Origin of the sequence: Bacillus sp. JJ1566 (genome assembly GCF_036962685.1) — a bacterium.
Classification (GTDB): Bacteria; Bacillota; Bacilli; order Bacillales; family Bacillaceae_L; genus Ferdinandcohnia.
In genome coordinates, this window is the sequence record NZ_JBALOP010000001.1 from 75,792 (window position 1) to 88,500 (window position 12,709).

At 39.3% G+C, this 12,709-nt stretch carries 10 protein-coding genes and 1 riboswitch; all 10 genes read right to left on the minus strand.

The window, feature by feature from the left end:
• Nucleotides 1–10: 10 nt before the first annotated feature.
• The 10 genes from V7112_RS00365 to V7112_RS00410 all read right to left on the minus strand — a co-directional run bounded on the left by V7112_RS00365 (nt 11) and on the right by V7112_RS00410 (nt 12,262).
• A complete protein-coding gene (locus tag V7112_RS00365; protein ID WP_335413714.1) occupies nt 11–1,588 on the minus strand; it encodes an ABC transporter permease subunit in 1,578 nt (525 codons plus the stop codon).
• 15 nt (nt 1,589–1,603) lie between these two features.
• A complete protein-coding gene (locus V7112_RS00370) occupies nt 1,604–2,623 on the minus strand; it encodes an ABC transporter permease subunit (protein WP_335413718.1) in 1,020 nt (339 codons plus the stop codon).
• A gap of 200 nt (nt 2,624–2,823) precedes the next feature.
• Complete coding sequence (gene pdxA / locus V7112_RS00375; protein ID WP_335413995.1) at nt 2,824–3,819, minus strand: 4-hydroxythreonine-4-phosphate dehydrogenase PdxA; 996 nt, start codon at nt 3,817–3,819, stop codon at nt 2,824–2,826.
• Entirely contained in the window at nt 3,819–5,111 is a 1,293-nt protein-coding gene (locus V7112_RS00380; protein ID WP_335413721.1) for a four-carbon acid sugar kinase family protein, read from the minus strand. Before V7112_RS00380 ends, pdxA begins: the two co-directional genes overlap by 1 nt.
• 104 nt (nt 5,112–5,215) lie before the next feature.
• Entirely contained in the window at nt 5,216–6,187 is a 972-nt protein-coding gene (locus tag V7112_RS00385; RefSeq protein ID WP_335413723.1) for a 2-keto-3-deoxygluconate permease, read from the minus strand.
• 152 nt (nt 6,188–6,339) lie between these two features.
• Nucleotides 6,340–8,028: a PrpR N-terminal domain-containing protein gene (locus V7112_RS00390; protein WP_335413726.1), complete on the minus strand. Its 1,689-nt coding sequence runs from the start codon at nt 8,026–8,028 to the stop codon at nt 6,340–6,342.
• A gap of 217 nt (nt 8,029–8,245) precedes the next feature.
• Nucleotides 8,246–8,629 (minus strand): VOC family protein, encoded by a 384-nt coding sequence (locus V7112_RS00395; RefSeq protein ID WP_335413729.1) that lies wholly within the window; start codon nt 8,627–8,629, stop codon nt 8,246–8,248.
• Nucleotides 8,619–9,641 (minus strand): ABC transporter permease, encoded by a 1,023-nt coding sequence (locus V7112_RS00400; RefSeq protein WP_335413732.1) that lies wholly within the window; start codon nt 9,639–9,641, stop codon nt 8,619–8,621. The genes V7112_RS00395 and V7112_RS00400 overlap by 11 nt, the downstream gene beginning before the upstream one ends.
• A complete protein-coding gene (locus tag V7112_RS00405) occupies nt 9,610–11,142 on the minus strand; it encodes a sugar ABC transporter ATP-binding protein (RefSeq protein ID WP_335413735.1) in 1,533 nt (510 codons plus the stop codon). Before V7112_RS00405 ends, V7112_RS00400 begins: the two co-directional genes overlap by 32 nt.
• Nucleotides 11,143–11,188: 46 nt before the next feature.
• Complete coding sequence (locus V7112_RS00410) at nt 11,189–12,262, minus strand: sugar ABC transporter substrate-binding protein (protein WP_335413737.1); 1,074 nt, start codon at nt 12,260–12,262, stop codon at nt 11,189–11,191.
• A 158-nt stretch (nt 12,263–12,420) separates the two neighbouring features.
• A riboswitch (SAM riboswitch) is annotated at nt 12,421–12,575 on the minus strand.
• Between the last annotated feature and the right edge of the window lie 134 nt (nt 12,576–12,709).

Consider the following 12,709-nt stretch of genomic DNA (forward strand, 5'->3'; position numbering starts at 1 on the left):
TTTTCTACTTTTATCGGTAGCCAATCTCAATTTCTGCTTTTTCAATTGTTTTTTCTGGTGTCATGTGTAAGATCACTGCTAACTCACCCAACCTAGGATCATTATGTAGCCAATGAAAGCTATTCTTTAAGTTTGAACTTGATACATTATAAATGTATTCATTTTCTTTTTTGTCCACTGTATTTTTTACTTCCGCATCAGTTGGTAGATGTTCAACGATTAACTGAAAGGCTTCCTCCACTGTTGAAGCTGGTTCTTTAAATGTGATGAGAGGTTTCTCGCATCTTCCCGTTCCTATTGTCCTACACTTCAATGTTAATGTTTCCGTCTCATAATCCCGATCCGTTTTTTTCTCCATCTGGGACTCGAGAAAATCTAGCTTATCGTAATACCCACCTTTTGTTGTAGTCGCAATAGTCGTTGCCTCAAGTTTTTTATTGTAGTAGGTATACATCCCATCACCAAACGGGTCATCTTCGTTGACCTCCTCTACCTCTTCCTCGACCACTTCCTCAGTTGGTGCATCAGCTTCAGTCGTTTTTTCCATGGCATCTGGCACTATAAACGATGCAACTATCGTTACAAAAACGGAAAGTGTCACAACACCCACCAGTTTACTAGCAACAAATGCCTCGCCTACTCTTTCAGCCAAACGACTCACCACACTACGTTTCTCACTCGATGTCTGCCTTTCAAACAACTTTCTGAACCCCTCACTTAACAACTGGAATGTTAACAGAAGCAATGTTAACGCGAGTGCCGGGAACAACGGGATCCAGATAGCCTTCATAACCTCATATCTGGCTGATGACAATAAACCTGGCCAATCAAACAATCCAGTCGCAGAATAATAACCTGATTCATCATGGAATGCCCCACCACCAGGAATATAGTTAATCGTATGCTCAATAAAGTACTGGAACAATGCAAGCTGCCCCAATAGTAAAGTTACCCGTGCTAAATCGTTAAAAAAGTTTACAACTAGACTTTGGGAAACAGATGGCAAATAGTGCATCACCGATAATTGAAATGGTGTACTTCCCACGGTCACGCTCGCTTGGACAAACTCTTTTTGAGATACCTCATAAATTTCATGGGCAAAAATATAGCTAACTCGTCCGACTTCGATAAGTGCAATTAAAAGGACCTTCCAATACACACCGTTTTCAAGGCCAGTCACCGGGAAAATTTCTAAGAGTAAAATCGCTGCAAAAATCGTTGGGATGCTTCCAAACAATGAGTACCAACCGTTGGATACCATATAGGCTATTCCTTTTTTCGAGGAAGCCAAAAAGGCCATCGGAATCGCTATGATGTACCGAAATAATGTAATTAGCACAATAATTTTGAGCGTGTCCTTTGCGCCAAGGATAATTAAGCTTAAAATATCTCTGGCTTCACGATCTGTCCCAAACAGATCTTCTTTAGAAGGTGGAAAAGGCGCTCTTCCCAATTCGCCACCATCATAAAATCTCATTCTATGCTCGGGAGGAGTATGCTCAACAAATGGCAAATGTGGTCCAACAAAGCTTAAAAATAGCATCAAACCGAAAAGAACTAAACCTGTCCAAAGCGACCAATTTTTCATTATTACCCCTCCTCCCTAATATCCTGGCTTTAAGTACGAGAGTATAAAAAGCACAAAGAACCAAATAATTGCGTATCGAAAAATAACTTTAGTGATTTGAGTCCAAATATTCCGCTTCTCAACCTCATATTTGACTTGCCAAATAACAGATACGATTTGGGTGATTAATAGGAGCACGACAAAGCAGAATGAAATCTCTACGATTAGCCCTATTTCCGGAAAGTCAATAAATGGCCGATTCTCGGGTTTACTTGAATCCAGCCGTTTGATTGACACCATCATTCGCCAAGCCGCACCCTTATATTCCATTAGCCACTCAACAATTAATAGATTTGAAACGACATATGTCATGACAACGCCAACATGTTGCAGGATCGCACGGAAGCATTTTTTCAGAATATGCTGAAGGATGACAAACCTGTGTGAAAGCCCCTTTGCACGAGCATATTGGATATACATCTCTCCATCTTCTTTAACAAGAGCTGTAAACGTAATTCTAGCAAAATACATCATCGGATAAAGTGATACTAGAATTCCCGGTAATATGAAGTTAAACCACTGGTCATGACCAAAAAAATCAATAAAATTAAAGTGAATCAAAATCACCCATTGAAGTACAATAATCATGAAAAAATCTGGTAAAGAATTGAAGATAGAGGTTACCCCTGTTCCTAAAAAATTCAAGTATGTATAGCGATTCCGATAATCAAAAATCCCCTTTGCCATTCCTAAAGTAATCGCTAACACAAAGGCTGTCGCAATCACCGATAAACTTCTCGGAAAATACTCAAGGACGATTTCTTCATACGGCTCCATATTTTTCGTTACCCCAAGACTTCCCTCAGTCTGGACATTGCTGATCAATTGCTTGATCGTTGCCCAACTCTCGGAAACAGGTAGCATCGTTTTTATCATTGAGAAAAATTTCGAAACATCCTTTTCTCCTAAAAAATAAGCAATCCCAAGCACTACAAGCCCAAAATAGAGAATCGAAATCAGATCACGCCCACTAAAGACTCTTAATCTCTTAAGCAACCAAATCCCTCCTTTACCAGATTACCAATTGTAAAAAATAGGAATACATACCTAAAGCCTACCATAAATGTTATTTTCAGAAAATACCTATAAATTAAGACGAGGGAAAACGATAAGAAGTTTCACGTAACGGCGGTCACATGGATTACAAATAAAAAAAGCTAGGAAATGAACTTCCTAGCTTTAGTCATGATTCAGTATTATCTTTTCGGAGCTAGTTCAATGGCTGAGTTGATAGCAGCAATCATACTTTGCTCATCCGCAATGTTTTTTCCTGCAATATCAAAAGCGGTGCCGTGGTCAACTGAAGTACGGATGATTCCACCTTTTAGTCCAACCGTAATGTTAACGCCACTTTCAATACCCATCACTTTAATTGGAGCATGACCTTGGTCATGATAACACGCAACCACGATGTCGAAATCCCCTCTTCCCGCTCTAAAGAAAAGAGTATCAGCCGGTAGTGGTCCAGTTACATTTATTCCTTCCGCTTGCGCTCGTTCAATACCTGGTTGTAATTTTTCCTCTTCTTCTCCATATCCAAATAAGCCATTTTCTCCAGCATGTGGATTAATTCCACAAACAGCGATTCTTGGGTTATCGAGTCCTGCTCGTGAAAGAGTCTCATGTGCTAATTTTACTACTTTGTAGGTTCTCTCTGGATTAATGCTCTTAATTGCATCAATTAAACCTATATGGGTAGTTAAATGAATGACTTTCAGATTCGGTGTTGTTAGCATCATTGAAAAATCCTCTGTACCTGTTAAATCTGCCAATATTTCTGTATGTCCTGGGTACATATGGCCACCTTTGTGTAATGCCTCTTTATTCAATGGTGCTGTACAAATTGAATCAATTTTTTTATCTTTTGCAAGCTCAACCGCTTTTGCAAGATATTGAAAAGCTGCATCTCCAGCAACTGGAGACACCTCTCCAAATGGTAAATCCTCAGGTATAATGTCTAAATCTATGACGTCTATCGTGCCCAACTCATATTTAGCTTCAGCAGGGTCATTGATGCGATTAATCTTCGCGTTTGAATGAACGATTGGCTTTACTCGCTCTAAGATTTTTGCATCTCCTAATACGATTGGACGGCAATTTTGATAAACTTCTTCATGGGATAGGGCCTTAACAATAATTTCCGGTCCAATTCCCGCTGCGTCTCCCATTGTAATTCCAATCACTGGCTTCATCATGATAGGTCCCCCTTTAATTTGTTGATGGCATTGATAAATACTTCTGGCGTACCGAACCCGCCAGCCTTTGTAATAACATATAAATTATCATGTCCAAAAAACTTCGAAATTGGAACGCCAATTTCCAATTCATCTAATAATTCAAAGCCTTTTACATCCCATAAGTAGCAGATTTGTTTAGCTGTGTCTCCGCCTGTCATCGAGACCCCTTTAAAATATCCTTTTTCCAAAAGGACTGAACATACAGAGCCGATTGCCTTCACAATTTCATTGCTAATCTGGGTATGTGTTAAACCTTTCGCTTCACCAATATTCCACGCTTTTTCGATATCGTTTACTTCACCTGTGGAATAAATAACAACATCTAATCCTAGCTGTGCTTTTTCCATCGCTAGATTATAGACTCTTCTTATTTCTCCTTCACGCTCGTCATCATTTGAAACTGACTTAAATGATTCAAACGCAATTGGATACACATTTGTCTTTTCCATCAGTACCTGTAGTTGTGCTCTTGAATTTTTGTTTACACTACCAACTACAGTAAGTATCGGTCCATTGTTTTGGGGAATAACCAATTCTAGATCTCTTTTGGGCATGTCATAATAAGCAGGAAGATAATTCGCGATTCCAGCCGAACCTACCCAAGAGAACTGATAACGGAGATTTTTCGTAAAATCTAAAATTAGTTCTAGGTGACGTTCATCTGTTGAATCCACTATTATATACGCGATTTTTTGTTGAAAATAGGCATCTAATTTTTCTTGGATCCATGTTAAACCTTTTTCTAAATCATCGATTGTAATCGTACCAATTTTTTGCTTTGTTTGCCCTTTTAAAAGATCAGGTAAAAAGGATTGAGTGACAGGTGTCTTCGGATCCTTTGCAATTTCTGTATCTCCAAGCGGAATCCCGTTTAAATAGTGAGTGGATTGTAGAATAGTACGATTGTTTTTAGGATATCCTGGCGCTATCATCATGAAATCTGGTTGCATGACATCATACACGGCATCAATTTCAGCCCCGATATTTCCTCTCATCGTTGAGTCAACCTTTTTAAATATATAAGAAAAGCCTGCATCCTTTAAAAATTGAGTCGCCTCTTTTACCTTTTGATAGGCTTCTTCACGCTCAATAGAACGGCTATCTGTATCAAATACAATTGCTTCATAAGCATGAATAGATTCTTTATCTATGTCAAACAATACGGAGGTTTTAAGACCATGCTGTGCCAATTGAACCCCACTATCATTAGCACCCGTTAAATCGTCTGCTATGATTGCTAACTTCATTGTGTACTCCTCCTAAAAAGAAGAGAGCCTATTCGTCTCTCTTCTTTACTTTTTGACTATAAAACTCTTTACAATAGACTTTTTACTCTATTTAAAACAATCTCTTAATTATATTTAGCTAACTGACCTTTATTCTCTAAACGTTTTGCTAAGAATCCCATAACAATTGGTAGTAAAATAGCTGTTGTTACAACACTTGCTGCAATTTGAACTGTTGCAAGCTCTGCATATTGCGCAAAGGATGCATTAGCAGCAACGATAGCTGCTGGAGTTGCAACTGCGTTACCTGCTGTTGTACCTTCTGAAGCACCAACAAGTGGATTCCAGCCGATCCATTTAAATACTAGGTAACCAGCACCACCAGTGAAAATAACTGTAATTACCCCTAGTAAAATACCACTTAATCCACCTTCAATAATCGCTGTGAAGTTAATACCCATACCTAGCGCAAAAGCGAAGAACGGGATTAACATATCACTGCCTTTTGTTAAAAATTCCTTCATTTCAGGATCTAAATTACCTAAAACCATACCAATAACGATAGGAAGTAGTACTGCAACAAATGATTGAATTGAGAACATTCCATCAACGAATCCCATTGTTCCAAAAATCGACAACGCAACCATTGTTAAGAATGGTCCATCATTTAAAGCTAATAGTGAGTAGGCTGCCTTGTCATCTTCTTTTCCGTATTGGCCAACAAGAGCCATATACATTCCACCATTACTATTTGTCATAGCGGCAATAATTGCAAGCGGAGCCATTCCTATGAATAATCCATTACTATCGGCTAATAAGTATCCGACTAAACCAAAAGCTGCTCCAACTACCCATTTTAATCCAAGTAATGTTGCACCTTTACCAAGTGATACCCCTACGTTTTTCACACTGATTTGTGCACCAGCAATAAATAGGAAAAGTGCAATCAATGTGTTTGCTCCTGTAACGAATAATGATTCCGTAAAGCCACCAATTCTTAACATATTAGGAAAGAAGGTATTGATCGTTGCTGCTAGCAATAACGGAACAACCATCATTCCTCCAGGAATTTTATCTAAAGTTGCTTTAATCTTCACGTTGTTTTCCCCCTTGTTTTTAAAAGCGTTTACAGTAGTAATATAAAATAAATCGTTTATAAAAGCAACACTTTTATCAAAATAAATTTTAATAGTTAATAATTGTTTAAAAATGCAACACTCCACAAAAGAAAAAAGCGTAAACCTAAAGATTACTCTTTAAGCTTACGCCATAGGGTTGCCCGATTAATTCCAAGCCGTTCCGCTGCTCTTGTTTGATTATTATTCTCTGCTTTCAAAACCCATTTAATGATTTCCTTTTCCATTTCCTTTAATGTCCCTTTTTGAAAAATGGCATCAACGGGGAGTTGCTCATTTGTAGCTACTCTTTCAATTGTTTCTTTTTGAATGACATAGTCCTTTTCATTCAAAGCAACCTGTTTAATGAGATTTTTTAAATCATCAATATTATTAGGGAAGGTATAGTTCTCTAAAAACTGTATCGCCTCACTGTTGATTTTAACTGCTGTCGTTCCGTATTTTTGATTGTAATAAGCGATAAAGTATTGAGTGAGGATGCGAATATCCTCTTTCCTTTCAGATAAATCAGGCATAATAATCTTATTCATCTTTACGTCTTGAATGAGATCAGCTGGTAGCATACTTTCTGTAAGGATAAAAATACGTATTTGATGTGATAGGCATTTCTTTATAAAATCTGATATTCCTTGATATTCATCAATATATTCAGGATACATAAGTCTAATTGTACGAATATTTGTTAGCGGCAATTTTTCTAGGTAGTGGTAATCAAACTCTTTAAAATTGATTGTAAGGAGCAAACCTTCATCCGAACAGTTTTGATGAATATATCGGGTAATAAAGTCCTTACTTGTTCCTTTTCTACCCTGCAAAAGGATGATTTGGTTATTTTTATAGAGAGCTTCGATATGAATAAGTATATTCCTACTTGCATCCGACACTGCTGCAATTGGTTCACTTGTCATATCAGCTTCAATAGAAAGACCCTTTTGTTCAAGAGAAACTGTGTTTTTTTCAATAACGATAACCTTATACGAATGCTCGTTGACTAGAATACAGTGACCCGTTACATCAACCAAATTATCCTGGTCCATAAAACTCCTTGTTACCTTCTGCTGATTAATTTCAAGGTCGGTATTCAATATATATAAATCATCCTCAGTTAATGGGTTGGAGCGAAAATCATTCCAATGCTCATAGATAATCTCATTTTCATCGTTCAAAATCATCAAATTTTGGAGGTCTTTTACTATAAATCGCTCCATGACTTTCATGAGATTATTTTTGTCATGTAAATAACCATAAACAAGTTTCGCATCCTCTAATGCATTGATAATAGACTCTTTACCAGATTGAATTAATAATCCTTTAAGTCCATAGGCATTTGAGGTTTTAACTGTAATCACATCACCTACAATTTGCTGATAGCCGGAGTTCTTAAGCTCTAAGATTAAGGGTGCTACCTCGTCAGAGTCGGAAATCGTGAACACTTTTAAAGGAAGATCCAATAAATCGATAATGGACTGAGCCCCAGAGGTGATATTCGAGAAGCCGACAATCGCTGTCTTACTCTCCAAATTCGTAGCCAAAGAAAGCGACCGTATCATGTCATACCCAGAAAGCTGCATGTCCAACACTGGGACACGGACGTTTTTCTTAATTAATTGCGCCGTCCCACCTCTACTAATAATAATCTCAGCCCCATTTGTCTCCGCTTGAATCGCCTGCTTAACTCCTTCCTTTAAGTCACCTATTGAATATTGAATTTCAAATGTAGGAAAAAGGGAGGTGCATTCTTGAATAACAGGAATCATCGCTTCATAGGGTGCCACAATATGTATTTTAATGTTCATGTTCATCTTTACAATTCAATCCTGTCTTCTAAATTTGCAAATCATTTATTTTAGAAAAGAGTACTGTTACACCATTTATATTACCATTTTTGAACAATGAGTTCATATACCAGATAGAAATTAAAAGCTCCTGATTTCACTAGCAAAATTTTGATGAATACAAAAAAGAAGCACCCCCTTGGTTTTGCTTGAACTAGGGTGGTACTCCTATGTGATTTCACATTTATTTTTGAAATAACTCAATCCATTCCCCATCTGGTCCGGTAAAGAATACGTATTTTGCCCCGCTCGGAAGTGTCGTGATGCTTTCATCGACAAATGTCACGCCATGCTCCTTCAGTCTTGCAATTTCCTCTTCAATATTTTCAACAGTGAACGCGATATGGTGAACCTTTCCTTCAGTTGGAAGGTTTGGATTATAGCCTGAAATCAACTCAATAACCGTTTCGTCAGAATCGCTAAAACCTAAGAAAGCTAACTTTAAGTTCGGGTCCACATGATCCTGCTTTTCTAGTAACTCCAAGCCTAGTACTCTTGTATAAAACTCGATCGTTGTATCTAAATCTTTTACTTGGATTCCAACATGTTCTAGTTTTTTAAGCGGCATGATTTTGCTCTCTCCTTTTCCGAATCACTTTTGGTCGATATTTCACTCCGATGTAGGTTACAGCAAGGGCCAAGACAAGGACGGAGCCTTTTACAATTTCAAATGCATAGTATGGAAGATTTAGCATGGTCAGTCCATTTAAAAGAACCCCGATGAGCGCTGCGCCAAAGAAGGTTCCAAGTGCATTTGGCTTTCCGGCACCAAGTACGGAAAATCCGACAAACACAGCTGCAACAGATTCCATTAGCAACGAAGCACCAGCATCGATTTGCCCTGACCCAACGCGGGCCGCAAACAAAATCCCCGCCATCGACGCGAATACACCTGATACGGTGTACGCAATCAACTTTACCTTATTCGTGTTAATCCCTGACAATCTAGCAGCCTCTGCATTTCCGCCTGTCATGTATAAAATCCGTCCCCATCTCGTATGGTTCAAAATCACATAGGCAAGAAGCACAAAAACGAGCATAATCCAAACCGGAACAGGCAGTCCTAGCATCTTCCCTTGCCCAATCCATAAAAAGGCGGAGCTAAATTCACCAGGTGCCGTTCCGCCACTTATTAATGGCATATGATTGTAGATAGAGTAGCCTTCCGTATAGGTCCGGTGAAGGCCAGAAACAATGTACATCATCCCAAGTGTCGCCAGTAAATCCGGTATCCCTATTTTTACGATTAAAAAGGTATTTACAAGACCTACTGCAACCCCAATTAAAAGTGGTAAAAGTAGTACCACCGAAAGCGGCAGTTCATACCAAACCATCAATGAAGCCGTGATCACGACCGACAATGACATTGTCGATCCAACTGATAGGTCAAAGCCGTCCACTACAAGTGTGAACGTCACCCCTAACGCAAGAAGCGTTACAATTGAAATCGACCTTAAGATATCAGATAGATTTCCATATGAAAAAAATGCATTGTTTACAGTACTAAAATAGATTAAGATAAAGCCCATTAATAAAATTGCCCCGTATTTAAACAGGAGGCTGATGATATTTCCTTTCATGTACGTCTTCCTTTCCGCCGCTAGCATACAAGAGAATTTTATCCTGTGTAGCCTCTTCTCCCGAAAGTTCTTTCACAATTTTCCCGTCATACATGACAAGAATTCGATCCGAAATCCGGATGATTTCATCAATCTCAGAGGAAAAATAGAGGATCCCTTTCCCCTCATCGGCGAGGGAATTGATAAGCTGGAAAATATCCTGCTTTGCACCGACATCCACTCCTTTTGTCGGCTCATCAAACAAATAGAGGTTCGCATTTCGTGACACCCATTTACCAATCGCAACCTTTTGCTGGTTTCCTCCGCTTAAATGCTCAGCCAGGGTTTCCGTGTCATTCGCCTTGATTCCAAGTAGGTCTATGATGGAACTGGCATGGCTTATTTCAGCCTTGCGATTCATTACTAAAAACGGTGAGAATTTCTTCAAATTGGCAAAGGATAGATTCGTAGAGATAGACTCGTGTATAAACAATCCTTCCTTACGACGCTCCTCTGAAATAAGCGCAAGCCCAGCTTCAATTGCCTGTTGTGAATGAGTAAAGTGATGCGATCTGCCCTTTACTTTCACCTCGCCCTGTTCGTATGGGCGAAGACCAAACAAAGTCTTTGCAAGCTCCGTTTTTCCCGCTCCAACCAATCCGACAACCCCAACAATTTCTCCCTCAGAAACAGTAAACGATACATCATTCAGCTTTTCTCCATCATCGAGACCGTTCACTTCTAAAAGTAGGTCACCCCTTACTGCCTTCCGTTTCACGGATTGTTCAGTATAGGAGTTTCCAAGCATCGTTTCGACAACTGTTTTCTGTGTAACCTCTTTTGTGGCAAAAGTGGCGATCGTCTTACCATCTCGCATAATCGTTAACCGATCACAGATTTCAAACACTTCAGGAAGTCGATGTGAGATAAAAATACAGCCGACTCCCTTTTCCTTCAGTGTTTTTACAATGTCAAAAAGATGCTTTGTTTCCTCAATCGATAAAGGAGCTGTAGGCTCATCAAAAATAATAACCTTCGCCTCATGGGCAAGTGCTCTTGCAATTAGCACTAGTTGTTTTTCAGCTAGGGACAGCTCCAATGCCTGCTTTGTCATCGGTATATCTGTTACATTCAAAAGCTTTAAGATCGAGGCTGCTTTTTCACGAAGCTTTCTTTTGTTGATGAACAAGCCTTTTTCAGTCGAAAACGTATCAAGTAAAATATTCTCAGCAACGGTTAGCTGTGGCACAATCACAGTGTCGACCTCTTGGTAGACACAATGGATGCCTTGCGTTTTCGCGTCCTTTGGAGTTCGAATATTGATTGTCTCTTCTTCGAGGGTTATCAACCCTGAATCAAGCTCGTAGGCACCCGATAAAATTTTCATCAGGGTGCTTTTACCAGCTCCATTTGCTCCAAGCAAGGCGTGGACCTCGCCCTTTTCTAACTCAAAGGAAGCCTGCTCGAGCGCCGTCACTTTTCCAAAGCTTTTTGTCATTTCCTTCATTTCGAGTAAAGGCATCTACATATCCTCCTTTACAGAGGACCTTGAAGGCCCTCTTTTTTACTCAGTTAGCTTCTAGCTTTTTCAATTCGTCTGTGTAGCCTTGTTCGCTTTTACCCCAGCCTTCAATATACTGGTCAAGCTCTGCTGTTGTGATTTGTTCTGCTGGAAGTGCATCCTTTGTTACGAAAACTGGCTCTAACTTTACGCGTTCAGGTGTTTCATCACCGTTTAATTTTTGGAAAGCGTAGCGAACTTGAATGCGTCCGATATCTTTTGGATCAACCGCTGCAGACGCAACCCATGGGCTGTTATCCGCTTGAATCATTTGTAAGTCCTCATCACTCATGTCAATTCCATAAACCTTGATGTCTGTACGTCCCGCTTGTTGAATTGCACGAACTGCACCCTTTGCAAATTCATCCCATGCAGCCCAAACTGCTGTAATTTGACCTTCTTCCGGATATTGCTTTAAAAGAGCTTCCATCTGTGCTTGTGTATCTAAAGCTGTGTTTGCAGTTGCTGCTCCAAATGTTGCAATTTCTTTGATGCCATCGTTATTGTCAAGAAACTCCTGATAGGCGATTTGACGTCTTTCCATTGGCGCGAAGCCCGCTACCCAAATTTTTACGATATTTGCTTCGCCACCAGCGTCTTCTGCTAATTTTTCAAGTGTCATTTGCGCCATATGCTGGTCACCTTGCTCAAGAACTGTTACACCATCAACTTCCACTTCTGCATCAAAGACAACAACCGGGATTCCTTTATCAACCGCTTTTTGTACAGAGCTTTGAAGTGCTTCCTTTGTTCCATGGTCGATTAAAATTGCATCAAAGCCTTGGTTTACCGCAGCATCTACGTTTGACGCCATTTTTGCGAGGTCTCCGTCAGATGTAAAAACCGTTGTTTCTCCCGCGAACTTTTTCACTTGTTCCTCAACACCGTCAATATATTGTGCCGAGAATGTTCCTAAGTTTTGTTGCATAATTAAAGCAATTTTTTTGCCTGCTAATGGATGATCAGAATTCTTTACCTCTGTGCTATCTGTTTTCGTTGTTTCGTCGGCCACTTTCGGTTGACAGCCAACTAATACTGCGATAATTAATAATGTCGTAAATAATAGTTTTATAAGTTTCATTGTTTTTCTCCCCCTATTTTGTATGTAACCTTATTTTTCACATCTGTTTACTCAAGTTGAAAGCCATCACACTCCTGTTGTTTGAGGCTTTCTTTTTAAAATATAAAAAGCCTCTTTCTTATCAGAAAGAGGCTTGAAGCATACAAAAGTCTTCGCACCTCTTATCTACCAGAAGGAAAATCCTTCTGTTGGAATTAGCACCGTGCCTTACGGGTCATACCCGGCGAAAAAAATTCGCCCCATTTCACAATGGTATTACGGTCGGTTGCTGGGCATCATCGGGCCAAATCCCTCCGCCTACTCTTGATAAGAGAAAATACAGCAATCATATTCGATTTTTCTTACTTGACGAGAATCATATCATGCTCAAAAATAAAATTCAATATTTTTATTATAAAAAATATTTTAATAGTGGAAACAATGATTAGTTAAACCAATCCTTGCCGA